Consider the following 21,468-nt stretch of genomic DNA (forward strand, 5'->3'; position numbering starts at 1 on the left):
TTTATTCAACCAACACCTCACCCCTCACCCCGGCCCTCTCCCCCAAGGGGAGAGGGTGTTCAAGTTCCCTCTCCCCTTGGGGGAGAGGGCCGGGGTGAGGGGTAAGGTTTTAGGTTTTGGTATTACTGATTCAACAGCGCCAGAATGTCCTTCGTTCGCGCTTCCATCAGCGCCGTATCCGCGCGGGACTCCACGTTCAGGCGCACCACCGGCTCGGTGTTTGAAGACCGCAGGTTAAAGCGCCACTGCGGGAACGACATGCTGATGCCGTCGGTCCGGTCGATCTCCAGGGCGTGGATAGCGAAGTGGTGCTCCACGCGGGCAATCGCCTCGGCAGGCTGCGCCAGCTTGCTGTTGATTTCGCCGCTTGCCGGGAACGCCGCCATGCGGTCGCGCACCAGTTCGCCCAGGCTTTGCCCTTTCAGGCACAGCAGCTCGGCCACCAGCAGCCACGGGATCATCCCGCTGTCGCAGTAGGCAAAGTCGCGGAAGTAGTGGTGCGCGCTCATCTCACCGCCGTAGATGGCGTCTTCCTCGCGCATGCGCTCTTTGATGAAGGCGTGACCGGTTTTGGACATCACCGGCTCGCCGCCCGCCGCGCTCACTACGTCCACGGTGTTCCAGGAGAGACGCGGGTCGTGAATGATCTTCGCGCCAGGGTTTTTCTCGAGGAAGGCTTCCGCCAGCAGGCCGACGATGTAGTAGCCTTCGATGAACTGGCCCTTCTCGTCGAACAGGAAGCAGCGGTCGAAATCGCCGTCAAAGGCGATGCCCATATCGGCACCGTGCTCAATCACCGCGTTGCGGGTGTCGTCGCGACACTCCGGCAGCAGCGGGTTCGGAATACCGTTCGGGAAGTTGCCGTCCGGCGTGTTGTGCACTTTGATGAAGGTCACCGGCACGTTCAGCGCCTTGAAGCGGGCCTCCAGCGCATCCACTACCGGACCCGCCGCGCCGTTACCGGAGTTAATCACCAGCTTGAGCGGCTTGATGTTCGCCACGTTGATGTAGCCCAGCAGGTGGTCGATGTACTCTTTCTGCAGGTTAATCTGCTTATAGCTGCCGCGTTTCGCCTCGTTCACCGGCGGGAAGTCGTTGGCTTCCGCCAGACGCTGCACGTCGCGCAGGCCGGTATCGCCGCTGATCGGACGCGCGCCCTTGCGAACCAGCTTCATGCCGTTGTAGTCCATCGGGTTGTGGCTGGCGGTCACTTCGATACCGCCGTCCACGCCCAGGTGGAAGGTAGCAAAGTAGATCTCTTCCGTGCCGGAAAGGCCGATGTCCAGCACGTCCACGCCCGCGTCCTGCAGCCCTTTCGCCAGGGCCAGCTTCAGGGACTCGCTGGTCAGGCGCACGTCGCCGCCCAGCACGATGGTTTGCGGCTTTAAATATTCGCCGTACGCGCGGCCAATGCGCCACGCAATGTCTTCATTCAGCTCTTCGCCCAGCTTGCCGCGAATATCGTAGGCTTTAAAACAGGTTAACTTTTCCATGATGACCCCTTTTTCAGGCAACAGTTGGCCCTGACCACTTAATGGCCAAATTCATTTTTGTCATTCGTAGGCCCGGTAAGCGCAGCGCCACCGGGCATGATGCAGAGGTGCTACACCCGGCCGTATCGGTCCTGGAAGCGAACGATATCGTCCTCCTCCAGATACGAACCGGAGCGCACTTCAATCAGGTCGAGCGGAATTTTCCCCGGGTTTTCCAGACAGTGCGTCGCCCCCAGCGGAATGTAGATGGATTCGTTTTCGCCCAGCAGTTTGATTTCACCGTCGATGGTGACTTTTGCGGTTCCCGCAACCACCACCCAGTGCTCGGCGCGGTGATGGTGCATCTGTACCGACAGACCTTCTCCAGGCTTCACGGTGATACGTTTGACCTGATAGCGATCTCCGGCATCGATGGAGTCATATTTGCCCCACGGGCGGTACACTTCGCGGTGGATATGGTGCTCGTGACGGCCATCGGCCTTGATCTGCTCCACCACTTTTTTAACGTCCTGCACGGCGTTACGGTCGGCAATCAGCACCGCGTCTTTGGTCTGTACGACCACCAGATCCTTCACCCCTACCGTGGTGACAAGGCCAGACTCGGCGTAGACGTAGCTGTTTTCCGTTTTGTGGCTAATCACATCGCCGTGATGGACGTTACCCTCCGGGGTATGGGCGCTGATCTCCCACAGGGATGACCATGAGCCCACGTCGCTCCAGCCCGCGTCCATCGGCACCACGACGGCGTCCGCCGTGCGCTCCATGACCGCATAGTCAATGGATTCTTCCGGGCAGGCGAGGAAGGACTGTTCGTCAACGCGGATAAAATCGAGGTCCGGGTCCACCACTGCCATCGCTTTTTCGCAGGCGCGGAGAATATCCGGGCGATATTTTTCCAGCTCTTCCAGATAGCGTCCGGCGCGGAACAGGAACATGCCGCTGTTCCAGTAGTACTCGCCGCTGCCCACATAGGCCTGGGCGGTTTCCAGATTCGGTTTTTCAACAAACTGCGCCACGTCGAACGCCACGCTGTCGCCCTGACCCGGCGTCACGCTGCCGCGACGGATGTAGCCGTAGCCGGTTTCCGGCAGATCCGGCACGATGCCGAAGGTGACCAGCTTGCCGCTGTCAGCATAGGGGATCGCCGCGCGCACCGCGTCGCGGAACGCCTCTTCCTGCTGAATCACGTGGTCTGCCGCCAGCACCAGCATCAGCGGGTCGCAGTCCGGGCTGCTGCGCTTAGCCGCCAGCGCCGCGAGGGCGATAGCGGGCGCGGTGTTGCGTCCGGCAGGCTCCAGAATGATATTTTCCGTGAGTTTGTTCAGCTGGCGCAGCTGCTCGGCAACGATAAATCGGTGCTGTTCGTTACAAATCACCACCGGGCTTTCACACTCCACGCCCTGCAGACGGTTGACCGTCGTCTGCAGCATGGTGAGCTCCCCTTTCAGGCAGAGGAACTGTTTTGGATAGAGCACGCGGGACAGCGGCCACAACCGGCTACCAGAGCCACCTGCCATCACGACCGGATACAAAGTGGTATGACTCATGATTTATCCCCGTATATCTGCAATAAATTGGCTCAGCACGCTCTCTTTTTCGAGGGTGCGTTCGGCATATTCACGTGCCACCGTGTTCTCTTTTGGCATGGCGAGCGCCTGCTCAATTCCGGCCACCAGCGCAGACACCGATTCCGGCTCCACGCACACGGCAATGCCGGGATAGCTGTCGCACAGCTGGCCTAATTCGGTTTCGGCTTCTGCCGTGATCACCGCGTTCCCGCCCACCGCCAGAATGTTGGTCAGCTTGGACGGTAGCACCGCGTCCGCCGCGCCGCGCTTTTGCACGACCAGATGGCAGTCGCCCATCTTCAGGAGGGCTGGCAGCGCCTCGTAAGACTGAAGCGGGAAGAACTTCACGTTGGTCAGGCCGCGCTCGCGGGCCATTTTTTCCAGCCGCGCTTTACCGCCGCCCTGCCCGACAATGACAAACATCCATGAATGTTTGCTGAGCTGAAGCGCGGCTTCAATCACGCTCTCCAGCCCCTGCTTTTCGCCGATGTTGCCCGAATAGAGAATGATTTTTTGGTCATCAGGCAAACCGAGCTGCGCGCGGAGTTCGCGAGCGTCTTGTTCCGTGACATCGCGGAAACGCGCCACTTCGGACCAGTTCGGGAAGAAAATAACTTTCTCCGCCGGGACGCCCTTCTCCCGCGCCTTGTTCATCATCGAGCGCGAAATCGTCGAGACGTAATCCACGTTGTGCAGCCCGCTGCGCTCAAAGGCGCTGGCGAGCTTCGCCACCTTGCCGCCCTCGCCCTTGCCTGCCATTCCCAGGCCGAGCATGGCGTCCACTTCATAATCCTGAACGTGCAGCAGGGTGCGCGCGCCGGAAAGTTTGCCCAGCAGGCGCATGCCCGGCGTGCAGAACAGCGTCGGCACCACGCCGATGATGCGATCAGGCTTCCAGCGACGCTGCGCCATCAGCGGGAAAAAGCTGCTCAGGGCAAAGCTGCCCAGATGAATTAAACGTTTCAGCGTTGAAGGCTGCTTCGGCACGTACAGCGGGCAGCGCCACACCGTCGCTGCACCCTCTTCGCGGCGATAGCGCCAGCTTGAGTAGCGCTCGCCCACCTTCCACTCCGGGTAGTACGGCGGCGCGGTAATGACCCGTACGTCATGTCCCTGGCTCGCCATCCACTCGACCATCTCGCCGGTGTACTTTCCGATACCGGTTAGCTCGGGCGAGTAGTTAATTCCGTACACCAAAATTTTCATAGGCCCGGCACCTCGGCCTGACGTTCTGCGAGGAAATACGCCCGACTGTTATCGTGAACGTTGTCGCTCGCCAGCAGCGCCTCCGGCGTTAGCCAGCGGTAGTCGTCATGCTGAGAATCAGGCAGACGCAGATCTGCCTCACTCACCTTCAGGCGGAACCCCAGCACGATGTAGTGCGTGGAGAACCCGGTGCCTGAAAAGTTATCGTCATAGAAGTGCTGCCAGACCCCGTAAAACTGGCCTGCCGCCATCGGCAGCTGCAGGCCCAGCTCCGCCAGAGTGAGACGCTCAAAGGCGTTTGCCAGCGTCTCATCCTTCTGCACGCGCCCGCCGGGCACGAACCAAAAGCCCTGTGCAGGACGGTTGGTTCGTTTCCCCAGCAAGAACTCGCCGCGTTCGTTCTCCACGATCAGATCGATTGAGATCAGCGGAGTGGAACGCACCACCGTGGCAAAATCTTCCTGACTTAAAAACATCATTACCCCCGGAAGCGGTGCTGATTTTCGAGGAACCACTGGTAGGTGCTTGCCAGCCCCTGCTCCAGCGAGACCTCGTGATACCAGCCCAGCTGATGCAGGCGGGTGACGTCCAGCAGCTTGCGCGGCGTGCCGTCCGGCTTGGTGGCGTCAAACACCACGCGGCCCTTGTAGCCCACCACCTGGGCGATAGTCTGCGCCAGCTCGCGGATGGTGCAGTCCACGCCGGTGCCGACGTTGATGTGCGACAGCATCGGCTCGGTGTTCTCCTGCCACACCTCGCGATCCAGCTCCATCACGTGAATGCTGGCGGCAGCCATGTCGTCCACGTGCAGGAACTCGCGCATCGGCGTACCGCTGCCCCACACCACCACGTCCGGCGCGCTCTCGGCGGTCGCCTCGTGGAAGCGGCGCAGCAGCGCCGGGATCACGTGCGAATTGCTCGGGTGGAAGTTATCGTGCGGTCCGTACAGGTTGGTCGGCATCACCGAGCGATAGTCGCGGTTGTACTGACGGTTGTAGGACTCGCACAGCTTGATCCCGGCAATCTTGGCAATCGCGTACGGCTCGTTGGTGGCTTCAAGCGTGCCCTGCAGCAGCTCGCTCTCGGCGATCGGCTGCTTCGCCATTTTCGGGTAGATACAGGATGAGCCGAGAAACAGCAGCTTGTTCACGTTGTGCAGGTGCGCCGCGTGAATGATGTTGCTCTCAATCATCATGTTTTCGTAGATGAAATCCGCCGGGTAGGTGTTGTTAGCGACAATGCCGCCCACCTTCGCCGCTGCCAGATACACCTGATCAATGCGTTCATGAGCAAAGAAGTCCTGTACCGCACGGCTGTCGAGCAGGTTCAGCTCGTCGCGGGTGCGGACAACCACTTCGACGTCGCCGCGCTGTTCCAGCAGGCGAACAATCGCGGAACCCACCATTCCGCGATGACCGGCGACAAAAATACGTTGTTTTGTCATCATCAGGACTCCAGCGCGATGGCAACCTCGTAGCCGTGAGACTTAAGCAGAGAGTGTTTTTTCGCTGCTTCAAGATCTTTAGCAACCATCTCGGAAACCATCTCCTGCAGGGTGGTTTCTGGCTTCCAGCCCAGGGTTTCGTGCGCTTTGGTTGGGTCGCCCAGCAGGGTTTCCACTTCCGCAGGACGGAAGTAGCGCGGGTCAACCTGAACGATAACGTCGCCCGGCTTCACGCCCGGCGCGTCGTGGCCGGTCACGGAGACCACGATGCCCTTCTCTTCAACGCCGGTGCCTTCGAAGCGCAGTTTGATGCCCAGCTGTGCGGCAGCCATCTCAACGAACTGACGCACGGAGTACTGCACGCCGGTCGCGATCACGAAGTCTTCCGGTTTGTCCTGCTGCAGCATCATCCACTGCATTTTCACGTAGTCTTTCGCATGGCCCCAGTCACGCAGGGAGTCCATGTTGCCGAGGTGCAGGCAAGATTCCAGACCCTGAGCGATGTTGGCGATCGCGCGGGTGATTTTGCGGGTCACGAAGGTTTCGCCGCGGCGCGGGGATTCGTGGTTAAACAGGATGCCGTTACAGGCGTACATGCCGTAGGATTCACGGTAGTTCACGGTGATCCAGTAGGCGTACAGTTTTGCTACCGCATACGGAGAGCGCGGGTAGAACGGCGTGGTCTCTTTCTGCGGGATTTCCTGCACCAGGCCGTACAGCTCGGAGGTGGACGCCTGGTAGAAGCGGGTTTTCTTCTCGAGGCCCAGGAAGCGAATCGCTTCCAGCAGACGCAGGGTGCCCATGGCGTCAACGTCGGCGGTGTATTCCGGGGATTCGAAGGAGACCGCTACGTGGCTCATCGCGCCCAGGTTGTACACTTCATCCGGCTGCACTTCCTGCAGGATGCGGGTCAGGTTGGAGGTGTCGGTCAGGTCGCCGTAGTGCAGGTGGAACTTCGGGTTCGCCGCGTGAGGATCCTGATAAATGTGATCCACGCGCTCGGTATTGAACGATGAAGCACGACGCTTAATACCGTGTACTTCATACCCTTTCTCCAGCAGCAGTTCTGCCAGGTAAGAGCCATCCTGTCCGGTAACGCCGGTGATGAGAGCGACTTTAGACATATTTATTTCCTCTGTACTTATCAAAGTTTTTCAGTTTCTACGCGTTCGCGTATCACCACTGCGGGATTGCCACGGCAAACTTTATTTGCCGGTAGCGATTTAAAAACGCTGCTGCGGGCACCAATTACCGTGCCATCGCCAACAGAAACACCCGGTGCAACAAACACATCCGTTGCCAGCCAGCATTTTTCGCCAATCACAATAGGCGAAGCGGTAATATCAAAATGCTGACTCATAAAGTCATGGCTGCCGGTGCACAAATAACATTTCTGTGATACCACCGAATTTGCGCCAATCGTAATATCGCCCAGGGTATATAACACCGCGTCGTCCCCAACCCAGGCGTAATCCCCAAGCGTTAATTTCCAGGGATACGTAATTTTTACCGAGGGGCGAATGACTACGTTTTTTCCGATTTTTGCGCCAAACAGGCGTAATAAAAAGGCGCGCCAGCGGTACAGAATTTGCGGCGACCAGGCGAATAACGTCGCCTGAACCGCCCACCACAGCTGCACCTTAATACCGTTCCCACCGCGAAAGCCTTTCGGCACGGTGAATCCTTTAAGTTCCTGCATTACGTTTCCTTATATTCAGGCTTTGTTATATAAGGCTTTCGCTTTACCCGTCGTTTTCAGGCGTAATAAATAAGATAATTCCGCCCAGAGCCGCGGCACGCGTAATATTTCACGCTGCACGTTTTTTGCGTCCTGGCATAATTCCAGATTATTCGAGGTTGACACGCCGCCCATTGAAAATTCAGACACCAGCCCTTTCACTCGACGGAAGGGATATCCCGATTTGTACAGGCTGGCGGTCAGCGCATAATCTGAAGACACTTTATACTGCAGATCGTATGGCTGCTTTTTCAGACCGCTCACCGGGAAGAAGATGGCCTGATGGCTGGCCGGCAGGCTGTGGTAGATATACCAGCCCGGCTTGGCGCTGCGCAGCACCTTATTACCGTCACCGAAATCGAGCAGCGCGTCGCCAATAAACATCGCCTCTTCTTTCTGGCGGGCCAGCTGGCGGGCAAACAGCGCCACGTCGTCATGGAACACGTCGCCGGAATTGAGGAAGATGGCATACCGCCCCTGAGCCATCGCGATGCCTTTATTCATCGCGTCGTAGATGCCTTTATCTTTCTCGCTGACGTAACGTAAGTTGAACTCACCGTTGAGTTTTTCCAGAAATTCAGCCGTACCGTCGTCCGAACCGCCATCGACCACAATCCACTCAAAGGTGAGGCTTGGGTCGCGCGCCAGGTTGCGCAGCGAGCGCCAGGTTTTTACCACCCCTTCGTAGTTGCGAAAGGCGACAGTAATGACGCTAAGAAACATAAAACCACCTCGTCATGAATTCGTAATATTAAGCGCTTTACGCAAAATAAACGGACATACAATTAAGAATGCATATTCCGGACTAAATATTGACCCGGTAAAAAACAGCGACACCGGCGTAAAAAGATAAAGCTGCACGCGAAAGTTCTGGTTATCACCAAACGCGTTAATCATCATTTTGAATACTTTAAACAGATACCAGATCGTCAACAGTACGGCGAACCACGAAAAATAAATAATTAACAGATACAGACCATTGTCTATGGTTTTACCGACGTCCGCACCGTTAAAGATTCCGAATGATGCCACATATTCGTAAAGTGAGCCGAATCTTACTACGCCATCAATATGGGTTAAGGAATAACCCACCATCACCAGCGGACCAATGATGCGATAATAGGACGATGAGCCCTCCGTTCCCAAATCACCCAGACGTTCTGAGATGTACGGGAAAGCAAATATCACGCCTACCAGGAATACCGTCAGGGAGATGATCGCCAGCGGCAGTTTTTTCTTTATCGCATCTTTGTTCAAATACTGGAATGCCCACTCCAGCAGGTAAAACAGGATAAATGTCATTACCCCTGAAAACGACCCTGACAGAACAATTCCTGCAAGAATCATAGCATCGGTCTTAGGGGTTTTGATACCAAACTGTTTGATGCTGAGCCAAATTGAGATTAATGCCAGAGCAAAGAATGCCGGTTCAAAATAGAGGGCGGTTGTACGCTTGCCGCCAAACTTAATGAAGTTCAGTACATAGCTGTTGCTGTATATGAGATATTTCGAAATTATCTCCATCAGGCTGCTGCCGCCGGTCAAAATAATTTGCGCCATCTCCAGCGCGGCAAGCATAACAATTAACGCAACGGCAATATAAAAGAACCTAAGGATTTTCCTATAATTGTGCGTTGAAATAGTTTTGAAGCGAATACTCCAGACCATGCCAATAATAATGACGATATAAACAAACAGCATGGTTGACGTGACATATTTGCTGGCATCCAGCGACTGCCCAAAGATGTAGTTAAACGCCGTCAGGCCAAAACCCAGCCCCAGGGCAATCATCAGCTTCTTCAGGTTGATTTTATCGACATAGAGCAGAAGCAGGACGGGCAGGAAGGTCACGATGGTTATCGGGAAGCTTTCGCCGAGCTGGGCAATTTTGACGTTGACCAGCAGGTAGATCAGCGGCAGCAGCAGATAACTACAGATTCTGATAGAACGAGACATACTCCTCCAGCATCTGTTGTCCACTGTAGGCCTTGCGGCTGCGGTTGCGGAACGATTCCAGGTCAGTGCCAAAAACGGCCTGCGCAATGTCCGCCTTCGGCAGCTGCACCAGCGGCAGCACCTCCTGCTCCGCGAAGGTTTTGCCGCCGGACTTCTCCAGCACCTCGCGCGCGGCGTCGCTGTGGGTGGCAATCACCGGCACGCCGATGGAGAGCGCTTCGCAGAGGATCAGCGGATAGTTGTCCACGCGCGAGCTGAACACCAGCGCGTCCATCCCGTTCAGGGCGCTCATCAGCTTGCGCTTGTCGGTTTCAAATCCGTGGTTCACCACGTTCGCCCCTTCGAACGGCGAAAACTTGCCGAAGGTGTGCAGTTCAACCCTGTCGCCGAGCGCCATGATGTCGCGCACCAGCTGCTGGTTGGTTTTGCCGTCGTAGCGCAGGTCGTGCGCAACAATGGCAATCTTCGGTTTGCCCGGCGTTTCGGCGACCGGCGTAAGCTCCGCCAGAATCTCTTCCGTCGCCACGTCGATACCGTTATTGATGATCCTGCAGCGCCCTGCCCCGTACAGGCTGTTAAAGGCATCCGCCACGTGCTGGCTTGGGGAGATAAAGGTGCAGCCGAGCGAGAGCATCTCGCGGAACAGCTGGCGCTTGCCCTCAACCAGCCGATGCGCGCGATCCACCTTCACCGGCGGATAGTTGCTCAGGGTCGGGCACTTCTGGCAGCCGGTTTTCCAGCCTTCGCAGCCGTCGGTAAAGGCGCAGCGTCCGGTCACGCTCCAGTGATCGTGCAGCGTCCAGACGAATCGGGCGTCCGGCCTGTGCGCTTTCACCTTCTCACAAAACGCCACAACCTCGTCCAGATTCAGCCAGTAGCTGTGCAGCACGTGAAAATGCAGCACCACCGGGCCGGACGTGCGCGTCACGGTGCGGTAAAGATTGTTCAGGTTGCCAAACAGATCGCGGTTAAACAGGCGGAACAGCGCGATGTTGGCAATGGAGGTCAGACGCGGAGTCTGCTTCAGCACCTGCGGATAGTTATCATGGCTGACGCTTTTCTTGCCGCCTTTGCCGTAGCCGTACACAAAGCGCGACTGTAATCCTTTTTGCAGCGCGCGCTGGTGCAGATCCAGCGCCACGCCTGCCGCCCCGCCTTCTGCGAGGCGTACGTTAAATTGCAAAATGTTCATTTAATCACCTTCACGCGGGCTTTCTCTCCCACCACCAGCGCGTTATCCGGAATGCTGTCCAGCACCACGCTGCCAGCACCAATCGTGACGTTATTGCCAATCGTAATGTCACCGATGATTACCACGTTCGCCCCCAGCTCGACGTTATTGCCGATGACCGGGCAGGCCAGGCTGTCAGGCCCACGGTTGCCAATCGTGACCGCATGACGAATGGTGAAATCATCCCCGGCGACCACGAACTTGTTGATCACCACCGCATAGCCGTGATGGATGGTGAAGCGTCGGCCAATGGTGGCAGCGGCCTGAATTTCATAGCCAAAAAAGCATTCGGTGATGATGCGGTACAGCACCAGCACCGGTGCCGCCCAAAGATTGTTTAAAACGTTTTTCTTACGCCACACCGAGCAAAAGTGCGCGATGCGGTACGCCAGAACCATGCAGCACGGGCGCAGGCTCCAGCCGTTAGCGCGGCAATCTTCCAGAAACATTATTTCCCCCGAAGCCCGTCGGCCAGACGCTTGCCGTTACGCACGGACAGCAGCGTCAGCAGCGTGCGCCAGTTCATGCGCTTGTTGCGGATTTGATAGAGGGTAAACAGCTGATACTTCCGGCTGGCACGGTCAAACTTATTCTTGTGCTTGCGGTAGAAGTGGAAGTAGCCCGAGAATTTCTTCGGCGACGAGGTGATTTGCATCTCCCCGTGGTTGATGTGCAGGATCTGCGTGGCCTCTTCCACCTTCCACGGCTCGCCGTACTCCACCACCATGCGCAGGAAGATATCGTAATCCTGCGCGGCCTTGAGTTCGGTATCGAACAGGCACTCTTTGAAACGCCACGCCCAGGTGAAGACCTGGTTACCAATAATGTTGCGCTTGTAGAACAGGCGGCGAGAGTACGGTGATTTCGGATACAGCGGCAGGCTCGCAGGCTGCGAGTAAACCTCGCCCTGGCAGACATAGTCGTTGGCATACAGGAAAGCGTGCGTAACCAGCTGTTCTTTATGCGACAGGAAGATAGACAGGCGGTTCGGCGTCCATTCGTCATCGTCGTCGATCCCGGTCAGATACTGCCCCTTGGCCTGCATAATCGCCTGATTACGCACCGCGCACGCCCCGGAGTTAATCTCGTTATGCGTGTAGACCACGCGCGGGTCGTTAAGGTCGTCCACGAATTTCTGCAGCTGTTCGAAAGAGGAGGAACAGTCATCAACGATAATCAGCTCCCAGTTATCGTAATCCTGACGTAACACCGACTTAATCGCGCGGATCGCCAGCTGCTGACGGTTCCATGTCGGCATATAGATAGAAATCAAAGGGCGTTGTGTGGTCATCATCTTCCCCCTCACCCCAGCCCTCTCCCCAAAGGGGAGAGGGTGAAAGGCAGTCAGTGGTCTTCATTATGTTCGTACCCAAACTCCCGCACCGGACAGTCCCCTCTCCCCTTTGGGGAGAGGGTTAGGGTGAGGGGTGGGTGGTTTTTTTATTTAGAGTCAGATTTGTATTCGTACTCGTAGTAACCGTAATCCTGGTACCCGGTCGCGCGGCGGAAGATGGAGTTCAGAATGACCCCTTTCACCTCAATGCCGTTTTGCTCAAAGCGGCTCAGGCTGGTTTCCACTTCCTTGATGGTGTTCACCGCGTAGCGCGCCACCATCAGCGTGGTGCCCGCCAGTCGACCCACTACGGCAGCGTCGGTGACGGCCAGGATTGGTGGGGTATCAATCAGCACCAGGTCGTAATTTTTGCTCGCCCACTCCACCAGCTCGGTGAAGCGTTCGCTCATCAGCAGCTCGGACGGATTAGGCGGCACCTGACCACGCGGTATCAGGTCAAATTTCGGGATAGTCGTCGGCTTCGCGCTCTGGCTGATATCGCCCTTGCCGAGCAGAATGTCCGACAGGCCGTTGACGTTGTTGGTGCCCAGCAGCTCGTGGGTATAGCCCTTACGCATGTCACAGTCGATCAGCAGCACGCGTTTGTTGGTCTGGCTCACCACCGCCGCCAGGTTGGCGCAGACAAAGGTCTTACCAATCGACGGGCTGACGCCGGTCATCATCAGAACGTTATTTTTGGCCTGCATCATGGCGAAGTGCAGGCTGGTACGCAGGCTGCGCACCGCCTCTATCGCCAGATCGGTCGGGTTACCCACGGCCAGCAGCTGGCTCTGTTTGTAACGCTTGACGCCCTTAACGGTTTTGACGCTGTCGCGGGACTTCTGCCATTCGGAAAGCGGGATGCTGGCATAGACGGTGATACCGTTCTCCTCCAGCGCCTGCGGGCTTTCGATTCCGCGGTTGAACAGGGAGCGCAGCAGCACGCCAACAATGGAGAGCATGAGGCCGAGAATGATGCTGCCGAAAATAATCAGCGCCTTCTTCGGCTTCAGCACGCCGGGCTGCGTGATGGCCGGGTCGACGATACGCACGTCACCGACCGTACTGGCTTCGGTGATTTTCAGCTCCTGCTGTTTGTTCAGCAGCTGCATATAGACCTGCTGTCCGGACTCCACGTCGCGGGTCAGACGCACAATTTCCTGCTGCGTCTTCGGCATCGCGGTGACGCGGTTGTTGAGCTTGGCTTTCTCTTCCTCCAGCGTATGACGTTTTTCCAGCAGCGTACGGTAAGCCGGGTGGCGCTTGGTGTAGAGCTTGGAAATTTCCGCCTCTTTGAAGGTCAGCTCGTTAAGCTGTGCATCAATATTTACCATGGAGTCGAGAACCGATTTCGCCTCCAGCGGCAGGTCGACGGAGTCTTTATCCTGACGATAGGCGTTCAGCTTGTTCTCGGCATCATCCAGACGAGCGCGCACCTCCGGCAGCTGTTTTGCCAGGAAGGCGAGGCTTTTGGCCGCTTCCGCTGACTTACGCTCGACGTTCTGCTCAAGGTAGTTGCGGGTAATGCTGTTGAGGATGTCGCGGATCTGATCCTTATCTTCACCGGTGAACGTCATGCTCAGGACGCCGGTGTCCTTGCCGTTCTCGGTGACGGACAGATTGCTTTGCAGATTGTTGATCATCCCCAGGGTGGAGAATTTGGTCACGGTAAATTCGCCGCCCTCCTGAGCATGAATGCCGCTGACCATCATGCTGACGCCGTCTTTGCTCAGCATCTGCCCCACTTCACCGCGCGCGCTAAACCCCGCGTCGCTGGTCAACTGGTACTGTTTCGGGCCGAGCACCGTCAGGGTAAAGGTCTGATCGCCAGCGCCTTTCGGCAGCACAAAGTCGGTCACTTTTACCGTGTCGTTGCTGCGGCCCGTCAGGCGATCCCAGCCCGCACCAAACACCGGGAAGGTATTTTTGGTGACGGCGATATCAAGCCCTAAATCATGAACCGTTTTGCCGAGCACCAGACGCGACTGGATCAGCTGAATTTCAGCATCGGATGCCGGCGGTTTGTTCGCCAGCGCGGAACCGATATCCTGCACCAGCGAGTTACCGGTATTTTGCTCTATCTGCACCAGCGCATCGGCGCTGTAGATAGGCGTCGCAAACAGCGTGTAGACAACGGCCGCTGCGGCAAACACGGCGGTGATCCCAAGCACCCACCACTTCGCTTCGACAACGGTGCCGACCAGGCGACCAATATCGATTTCATCACTGCCCGACGTCGGGGCGGCAGAAGGTTTTGTTTTTTCTGTCATTGTTATCCCTGCTGAGCTTTCAGTGCCTGCGCCCACTGACGGGCAGACTGATCGAGTAAGGTGTATACCGCCTCAAAAGCCTCACGGCTCTTGCGATACGGATCGGGGATTTCGCGTTCATTGTCCCAGTGACCAAACAGCATCACCTTGCCGCGCATCTCCGGTGCGATCTCGCACAGCGCGTGAATGTGGCGTTTTTCCATCGTCAGGATCAGGTCGTACTCGCGGCACATCCGGCCAGAAATCTGACGGGCACAGTGCCCGTCGAGAGAAAGGTTGTGATCGCTGGCTACGCTTGATGCACGCTCGTCGGCGCCTTTACCGACCAGCGCCCCCAGCCCCGCAGACTCAACGATGAGGTCGGGCTGGTACTGTTTTAGCAGCCGCTCAGCGGTCGGGGAACGGCAAATGTTCCCCACGCAAACCACCAGAATTTTATTAAACATCGCGGATTACCAGGTATGAACGTCGCGCGCCGTATCCGTCATGTAGCGAACGCCACTGATGGTTGGCAGCAACTGGTTGATCAGACGGTTCCAGCGGGCAACCGGCGCGGTAGTGACATAGACCACATCGTATGGCTGGAGGCGGAACTCGGTTGCCATAACCAGCGACGTTGCATCGGACATATCCAGCTGGTAAATGTTGGCAATCTTGCCCTTCGTGCCCTCGCCTTTCAGCGGACGGATCACGAAGATGCCGCTGGCGTTGGACGAGGTCAGATCGATACCTTCCGCATTGCCCAGCGCTTCGGTCAGGGTCATGCCGCTGAAGTCCATCTTGAGGGTGCTCTGCTTCTTCACTTCACCCATGACGAAGACTTTAAGATCGTCGTTGCGCGGTACGTACAGGATGTCGCCCGGATAGAGCAGGCGGTTTTGGGTCAGATCGCCGTTTTGCATCAGCGCCTGCAGCGAAATGCGCTGCTCTTTACCTTCGTGGGTCAACACCACGTTGCGCCAGTCGGCGCCGTCCGTTAACCCACCGGCGGCGTTAATGGCATCCAGTACCGTCAGCGGAACGTTGGTGATGGCCTGCTGGCCAGACTTGTTCACCTGCCCGGAGATATACGCTTTCTGCGAGCGGAACGCGGCGATATTAACGTCCACCTGCGGGTCAGCGATGTACTGCGCTAAGCGGCCGGTAATATCACTACGGATCTCAGCAAGCGTTTTGCCCGCAACGTGCACCTTACCGATATACGGATAGAACATGGTGCCGTCAGACTGTACCCAGTTACCGGTGTCGCTTGAGCTACGGTACTGGCCCGCCGGGGTGGTCAGCTCCGGGTGGTCCCAGACGGTGACGTTGATCACGTCGCCCGGCCCTACCCGGTACTGGTATGAGGAAATTTCCTGGTCCAAAGACATATTCGGCTGCGCAACGTTGGGACGTGGGCGTAATTGTTCAACCAGACGAGGCGTCAACGGATAAACATTCACCATTTTGTCGAGATCAAAATCAGCATCCTGTTGCTTGATCACATCCTTACCCATTGTTGACATATTGCTGCCGGGAAAGACCGTACAACCACTCATCAAGGTCACAGACACCAATAATGGCATCAATTTCATTTTGGATTTCATCATTGATTATTTATCACTTTGGCAGAGTAATTATCCTGTGCAATTAAAATAAGCGCGGGTCGTTTTGGCATTCAGCATGCAGTTAAAGAAATAGAAATATAACTGGCATCAGTCCTAAAAGAGGCTTATTCATCCATTGGCTATTGACAGAATAATCGAGGCTGTTTCACACGCCTTCGGGCACGCTACCGCCCTTGGCTTTCAGTTACCAATCCACTGACTAAACAATGTGTTATGGATATACACCCTCTTAGATAAGGTCTTTTAGAAAATATATCAGCCACTTCTGAAGGACAGCTGATAAAGCATCATCATCACTAAAGACCGAAACAATAATAGCAACAAGGAAATTTAACATTTGATGCTGAGGGAATTGTTGCAGCTAACCTAATAGCAGGCAAGGAGACAACCGTCCTAATATTCGTTTTTAAGAATAATATTAAGAGCAAGTTTTTAGCGTTTTAGGAATTTCTTTATATTGACAATTCAGCAATTAAAACCATTAATTGCGATATATCCTAAATATCATTTATTGTCATTAAATATACGTCATTAGCTTATTTACAGCGGCGTCAGTTATCGCTCTTTATCGGGTCGTCTATTAAGAGAAATCTCAGCCTGCCATTGCAATTTCCGTCAGCTTTATCCATGATCGAAGTGTGACATTGGTCATATAACAGAAGGTATTGCGATTATTATGGAATGGATTGCCGATCCATCAATCTGGGCCGGGCTGGTGACGCTGGTTGTCATCGAATTAGTGCTTGGTATTGATAATCTGGTCTTTATTGCCATCCTCGCCGAAAAGCTGCCGCCCTCACAGCGCGACCGCGCCCGCGTGACGGGCCTGCTGCTGGCGATGGTGATGCGGCTGCTGCTGCTGGCGTCAATCTCCTGGCTGGTCACCCTCACAAAGCCTATTTTTACCGTCTACGGGCTGAGCTTCAGCGCCCGCGATTTGATCATGCTGTTTGGCGGGTTGTTCCTGCTGTTCAAAGCGACGGTCGAGCTTAACGAGCGGCTCGAAGGTAAAGACGGTGAGCATCCCACCCAGCGACGCGGCGCCAAATTTTGGCCGGTCGTCGCGCAGATCGTGGTGCTCGACGCCGTCTTCTCGCTCGACTCGGTCATTACCGCCGTCGGCATGGTTGACCATCTGGCGGTGATGATGGCTGCCGTTATCATTGCCATCACGCTGATGGTCATGGCAAGTAAAGCGCTCACCCGATTTGTGAACAGCCACCCTACTATCGTCATTCTCTGCCTCAGCTTCCTGCTGATGATCGGCTTTAGCCTGGTGGCGGACGGCTTTGGCTTCCATATTCCGAAAGGCTATCTGTACGCTGCCATTGGTTTCTCGGTAATGATTGAATCCCTGAACCAGCTGGCCATTTTCAACCGTCGTCGCTTCCTCTCTGCAAACCAAAGCCTGCGGCAGCGGACCGCCGACACGGTGATGCGTTTGCTGAGCGGGCGAAAAGAGGATGCCGAGCTGGACGCAGAATCCGCCGCGATGCTGGCCGACCATGCCGACGGGCAGATCTTTAACCCGCAGGAGCGGCGGATGATTGAGCGCGTGCTCAACCTCAACCAGCGCTCGGTCAGCAGCATCATGACTTCTCGCCACGATATCGAGCATGTCGATCTCACCGCACCGGAGGAGCAAATACGCGCCCTGCTGGACAAAAACCAGCACACCCGCGTGGTGGTCACCGGCGGCGAGGAGGAGGAAGAGCTGCTGGGCGTGGTCCACGTAATCGATCTGCTGCAGCAGCAGCTGCACGGTGAACCGCTTAACCTTCGCGCGCTGGTGCGCCAGCCGTTAGTGTTCCCGGAAGCGCTGCCGCTGCTCTCCGCGCTGGAACAGTTCCGCAACGCGCGCACGCACTTTGCCTTTGTGGTAGACGAATTCGGTTCCGTGGAGGGCCTGGTGACGCTCAGCGACGTAATGGAAACCATCGCCGGTAATCTGCCAAACGAGGTGGATGAGATCGATGCCCGCCACGATATTCAGAAAAATGCCGATGGCTCGTGGACCGCTAACGGCCATATGCCGCTGGAAGATCTGGTGCAGTTCGTTCCCCTGCCGCTGGATGATAAACGCGAGTACCACACCATTGCCGGCCTGCTGATGGAGTATCTGCAGCGCATCCCGCAGCCGGGGGAAGAGGTTCAGGTAGGAGACTATATGATCAAGACGCTGCAGGTTGAGAGCCATCGCGTACAAAAAGTGCAGCTCATACCGCTGCGCGGCGAGGACGATCTGGATTTTGAGGTGTAAAAAAGCCGGGTAGCGCTTCGCATACCCGGCCTGGGACGCCAGCTTTTGCAGGCCGGGTAAGGCGCAGCCGCCACCCGGCACCACTCACATTAAAGCTTATCCAGAAGCTTCTTCACATCCTTCCCTGTCTGTGAATCTTTATTCCGATCCGCCCAGTCGTTCAGTCGACGTTTGGCTTCATCCTGCAGATGCTTACGCATGATCTGATCCACCTGCAGGCTGTAATTCAGCGACTGCCATTTGCCGTATACGCTCAGAGGAATTGGCGTCTCCTTCAGGAAATCGATCAGTTTACCTTCCCCCTGCCAGCCGGAAAGCACGCGGACGTTAAAGCGGGTGTCCGCCGTCTCTTTCACCAGGTCCAACGCGCCTTCGCCCGTTAAGGACAGCATCGCAGAAGTGCCCTGCATTCCGTCCAGTGAAAGCTGTCCGTTATTCAGCGTCAGATCGCTGGTAAAGCTATCCAGTCGCGTGGCGCTGTCGTAATTTTCCTGAGCTTTGACATTGCTGCTTCGCTCCACGGCCTGCTGCACCAGCTGCTGGAAGTTAAGCCCTTCCATGCGGGTGTCCTTCATCTCAACGTGAGCCTGCCCCTGCCATTCGCGGCGGAAAGCGTCGGCGTCAATCTTCGTGCCTGAGAAGTCACCCGCCAGCGATAACTGTCCGGTCAGCGAGATTGGATAGTTAAACGCCTTCAGGATGGTGCCGATCTCGACGTTGTCGAGACGCGGCTGGAACACCGCGGCAGGAGAATCGTTACGGACATCCAGCGTGCCGGGGAGGGAAAGATGTCCTGCCCCCATTTTGCCGCTTAGCTCAGAGATCGTCAGCAAACCGTTGTGGTTAAACATCTGGCTGCTCACGTCGGTAAAATCGATGCCGCGCCAGCGTACGCTGTTGGCTTTGAGCTGAATATCTGCGGTAAACCCGCGCAGGCCGTTATAGTCCGGCTGATCGAGGTTAGAGGAGATCACCGGGCGAGCCTGTCTGGCCTGGCTTTGTGCGTTCTGGGAAACATCATCGCCGGATGCAGCGACCGCAGGCATCGCGAGCAGGTTTTCCAGATTTAGAGTGTCAAACTGCAGGTTCAGAACCCATTTCGGCTTCTCAGCCAGTGAGACGCTGGCCTGACCTTTCAGGATGCTGTCGTTAGCCTGCAAATTGAGGTTATCCAGCTCGAGCTGCTTATGCTCCTCGCGCCACACGGCCTGCAGCGATCCCTGGCCGGTGATGCCCTTAGCCGGGAGATCGGCCCCCGACAGCTGCCAGTTCAGCTGTTGAATATCTGCCGTAAGCCGATGCGGATAATCCGACGCATTCACGCTGGCGTTCAGGGACAGGGTCAAATCGCGCTGATCGCGGTTTACCCGTCCGCTCAACTCCACCGTGGCAACATGGTTCGCGTCCTGTTCCATATTCAGATTAATGTTGCGGACGGTGACCTGCTCATCGTCTTCATGCTGGAAAACCAGCACGCTGTCGGCCACCTTCAGCTTGCCGATATCAAACGACCAGCCGGTATCGGAAGGTTCATCAGGTAAGGTATTTTCGCGGGGCGCAACCGGCGCATCGTCTTTACGCACGGCTTCGGTTTGCGGCGTCAGCTGAATCACCGCCCCCTTGAGCATCACCTGGTCAACCTGCAGCTGGTGCGAAAAGAGCGGGATCAGCGCCACGTCAAGGCGCATGTTATCTGCCGACACCAGCGGCTGAGAAGCCCCCGGCGCGGTGAGCGACATGCGGCCAGAGAGAATACTGAGCTGCGGCCAGACGTGCCAGCGCAGCGGCCCGTCAAGGTTCAGTTGATAACCGCTGCGTGCTTCGACCTGCCGCACCATGTAGGCGCGGAAATCATTTGGGTTCACCAGCAACACCAACGCCGAAAGGCCAGCAACCAGCACCACCAGCAAAATCATCAGCGTCGTCAGAACTCTTCTCATGGCATCCTCAATGAACTAACGATCAGTCTTTATCGATACGACTGGCAACCGCACCCTGCTGGTCGCGATACTTCGCGTCCTGGCGGCGGTTATAAGGACGATCCGCCGGCCCCGTCAGGGGTTCAAAGCTTAACGCACCAATCATCATGCCGGGGCGCAGCGCCAGCGGCAGTTTACCCGCGTTAAAGAACTCAAGCACGATGCGGCCAGACCAGCCGGGATCGATACGGTGCGCCGTCACGTGAACCATCAGCCCCAGGCGCGCCAGGGAGGAGCGACCGTCAAGCCAGCCCACCAGATCCGCAGGCAGCGTGACGGATTCAAACGTCACCGCCAGCGCCAGTTCACCCGGGTGCAGATAAAAGGCGTCGCCCTCATCAAGGACAATCTCGTCGCTCATGACGCGATCGAGCGCCGCGCTGACTTCGTCCTTCGGACCGCTAAGGTCGATAAACGGGGCAGTATGGCCGCTGAAGGTGCGGAATTTATTCCCCAGACGCACGTCAACGGTCACCCCGTTGATACGCTCTACCGGCGGGCGCGGGGTAATAGACAGGCGGCCTTCATCCAGCCAGGCTTCTATATCACGATCGCAAAGACGCATGGCACTTTCTCCTTTCGTGCATCGTGCCCTGAGGTTTACAGGCTCAGGGCAAACCAGGTTATCTCTGAACGGTACACAATTCGCACGGCTTATTCAAAAAACTGGCTGATTTTCGCTTTTAAAATATCAATCGCAATGCGGTTTTTACCGCCGCGAGGCACGATGATATCGGCATATTGTTTGGATGGTTCAATAAACTGCAGGAACATCGGGCGAACGGTTTTTTGGTACTGCGCCATGACCGAGTCCATCGAGCGACCGCGTTCGTTGACGTCGCGCTTAATGCGGCGCATCAGGCAAATATCCAGCGGCGTATCAACGAAAATGGAGAAGTTCATCGACTCACGCAGGCGCGCGTCGGTCAGAAGCAGAATGCCTTCGAGGATAATGACCTTCTTTGGCTCAATGCGGATGGTCTCTTTCGTGCGGGTGTGTTCTACGTAACTGTATACCGGCAGCTCAATGGCCGTGCCGTTTTTAAGTGACTGAAGATGCTGGAACAACAAGCTGTGATCCATCGCGCTCGGATGGTCATAGTTGGTCTTTACACGCTCTTCCATTGAAAGATGAGATTGGTCTTTGTAATAGCTATCTTCGGGAATGACGCCGATATGCTCATCACCAACTTGTTCACGCAGTTCGCGGTAGAGCGTACTGGCAATAAGACTTTTACCTGAAGCCGATGCGCCGGCGATGCCTATAATGACGCACTGATGAGACTTATCAGTCATAAATTTAGCGACCTGATTAACCTGGATGTTAAGGAAGGGCGACGCCGGAGCGTCAAACGCGGCAATTATAGGGATTTCGCGGGCGTG

19 protein-coding genes are annotated in these 21,468 nt (G+C 56.3%); 1 reads left to right on the forward strand and 18 read right to left on the reverse strand.

Annotated features, from left to right (window positions below; translation table 11 throughout):
- Window positions 1–122 precede the first annotated feature (122 nt).
- The 15 genes from cpsG to VPX56_RS14680 form a co-directional block, all read right to left on the reverse strand.
- Window positions 123–1,493, reverse strand: a complete 1,371-nt coding sequence (gene cpsG, locus VPX56_RS14610; protein ID WP_326467249.1) for a colanic acid biosynthesis phosphomannomutase CpsG — start codon at window positions 1,491–1,493, stop codon at window positions 123–125.
- 110 nt (window positions 1,494–1,603) lie between these two features.
- Window positions 1,604–3,040, reverse strand: a complete 1,437-nt coding sequence (gene cpsB / locus VPX56_RS14615) for a mannose-1-phosphate guanyltransferase (RefSeq protein ID WP_263610243.1) — start codon at window positions 3,038–3,040, stop codon at window positions 1,604–1,606.
- A 3-nt stretch (window positions 3,041–3,043) separates the two neighbouring features.
- Window positions 3,044–4,267 (reverse strand): colanic acid biosynthesis fucosyltransferase WcaI, encoded by a 1,224-nt coding sequence (gene wcaI, locus VPX56_RS14620; protein WP_326467251.1) that lies wholly within the window; start codon window positions 4,265–4,267, stop codon window positions 3,044–3,046.
- Window positions 4,264–4,743: a GDP-mannose mannosyl hydrolase gene (locus tag VPX56_RS14625; protein WP_326472072.1), complete on the reverse strand. Its 480-nt coding sequence runs from the start codon at window positions 4,741–4,743 to the stop codon at window positions 4,264–4,266. Before VPX56_RS14625 ends, wcaI begins: the two co-directional genes overlap by 4 nt.
- Before the next feature lie 2 nt (window positions 4,744–4,745).
- Complete coding sequence (gene fcl / locus VPX56_RS14630; RefSeq protein WP_263610270.1) at window positions 4,746–5,711, reverse strand: GDP-L-fucose synthase; 966 nt, start codon at window positions 5,709–5,711, stop codon at window positions 4,746–4,748.
- Between the two features lie 2 nt (window positions 5,712–5,713).
- Window positions 5,714–6,835, reverse strand: coding sequence for a GDP-mannose 4,6-dehydratase (gene gmd, locus VPX56_RS14635; protein WP_088208132.1), 1,122 nt, complete (start codon window positions 6,833–6,835; stop codon window positions 5,714–5,716).
- Between the two features lie 20 nt (window positions 6,836–6,855).
- Window positions 6,856–7,410, reverse strand: coding sequence for a colanic acid biosynthesis acetyltransferase WcaF (gene wcaF / locus VPX56_RS14640; protein ID WP_131635053.1), 555 nt, complete (start codon window positions 7,408–7,410; stop codon window positions 6,856–6,858).
- Between the two features lie 15 nt (window positions 7,411–7,425).
- Window positions 7,426–8,172 carry a colanic acid biosynthesis glycosyltransferase WcaE gene (gene wcaE / locus VPX56_RS14645; RefSeq protein ID WP_131635052.1) on the reverse strand — a complete coding sequence of 249 codons (747 nt, stop codon included), beginning with the start codon at window positions 8,170–8,172 and terminating at the stop codon, window positions 7,426–7,428.
- 12 nt (window positions 8,173–8,184) lie between these two features.
- Window positions 8,185–9,405 carry a colanic acid polymerase WcaD gene (gene wcaD / locus VPX56_RS14650; protein WP_131635051.1) on the reverse strand — a complete coding sequence of 407 codons (1,221 nt, stop codon included), beginning with the start codon at window positions 9,403–9,405 and terminating at the stop codon, window positions 8,185–8,187.
- Window positions 9,380–10,597, reverse strand: coding sequence for a colanic acid biosynthesis glycosyltransferase WcaC (gene wcaC / locus VPX56_RS14655; RefSeq protein WP_131635050.1), 1,218 nt, complete (start codon window positions 10,595–10,597; stop codon window positions 9,380–9,382). Before wcaC ends, wcaD begins: the two co-directional genes overlap by 26 nt.
- Window positions 10,594–11,085 (reverse strand): colanic acid biosynthesis acetyltransferase WcaB, encoded by a 492-nt coding sequence (wcaB, locus tag VPX56_RS14660; RefSeq protein WP_322415948.1) that lies wholly within the window; start codon window positions 11,083–11,085, stop codon window positions 10,594–10,596. The genes wcaC and wcaB overlap by 4 nt, the downstream gene beginning before the upstream one ends.
- Window positions 11,085–11,927 (reverse strand): colanic acid biosynthesis glycosyltransferase WcaA, encoded by an 843-nt coding sequence (gene wcaA / locus VPX56_RS14665; protein WP_326472075.1) that lies wholly within the window; start codon window positions 11,925–11,927, stop codon window positions 11,085–11,087. Before wcaA ends, wcaB begins: the two co-directional genes overlap by 1 nt.
- 149 nt (window positions 11,928–12,076) lie before the next feature.
- Window positions 12,077–14,239 carry a tyrosine-protein kinase Wzc gene (gene wzc, locus VPX56_RS14670; RefSeq protein WP_131635047.1) on the reverse strand — a complete coding sequence of 721 codons (2,163 nt, stop codon included), beginning with the start codon at window positions 14,237–14,239 and terminating at the stop codon, window positions 12,077–12,079.
- A gap of 2 nt (window positions 14,240–14,241) precedes the next feature.
- Window positions 14,242–14,685: a low molecular weight protein-tyrosine-phosphatase Wzb gene (wzb, locus tag VPX56_RS14675; protein ID WP_131635046.1), complete on the reverse strand. Its 444-nt coding sequence runs from the start codon at window positions 14,683–14,685 to the stop codon at window positions 14,242–14,244.
- A gap of 6 nt (window positions 14,686–14,691) precedes the next feature.
- Window positions 14,692–15,828 (reverse strand): polysaccharide export protein, encoded by a 1,137-nt coding sequence (locus tag VPX56_RS14680; RefSeq protein ID WP_131635045.1) that lies wholly within the window; start codon window positions 15,826–15,828, stop codon window positions 14,692–14,694.
- A gap of 694 nt (window positions 15,829–16,522) precedes the next feature.
- On the opposite strand from VPX56_RS14680, the gene VPX56_RS14685 reads away from it, so the two are divergent.
- Window positions 16,523–18,106, forward strand: coding sequence for a TerC family protein (locus tag VPX56_RS14685; protein WP_263610247.1), 1,584 nt, complete (start codon window positions 16,523–16,525; stop codon window positions 18,104–18,106).
- Window positions 18,107–18,195: 89 nt separating this feature from the next.
- Here the strand turns inward: VPX56_RS14685 and asmA are convergent, their stop codons facing one another.
- The 3 genes from asmA to udk form a co-directional block, all read right to left on the reverse strand.
- Window positions 18,196–20,046, reverse strand: a complete 1,851-nt coding sequence (asmA, locus tag VPX56_RS14690; protein ID WP_326467269.1) for an outer membrane assembly protein AsmA — start codon at window positions 20,044–20,046, stop codon at window positions 18,196–18,198.
- Between the two features lie 22 nt (window positions 20,047–20,068).
- Complete coding sequence (dcd, locus tag VPX56_RS14695; RefSeq protein ID WP_131635042.1) at window positions 20,069–20,650, reverse strand: dCTP deaminase; 582 nt, start codon at window positions 20,648–20,650, stop codon at window positions 20,069–20,071.
- 89 nt (window positions 20,651–20,739) lie between these two features.
- Window positions 20,740–21,381 (reverse strand): uridine kinase, encoded by a 642-nt coding sequence (udk, locus tag VPX56_RS14700; protein ID WP_131635041.1) that lies wholly within the window; start codon window positions 21,379–21,381, stop codon window positions 20,740–20,742.
- Between the last annotated feature and the right edge of the window lie 87 nt (window positions 21,382–21,468).

Origin of the sequence: Enterobacter wuhouensis, from assembly GCF_035835995.1 — a bacterium.
GTDB classification, from domain to species: domain Bacteria; phylum Pseudomonadota; class Gammaproteobacteria; order Enterobacterales; family Enterobacteriaceae; genus Enterobacter; species Enterobacter wuhouensis.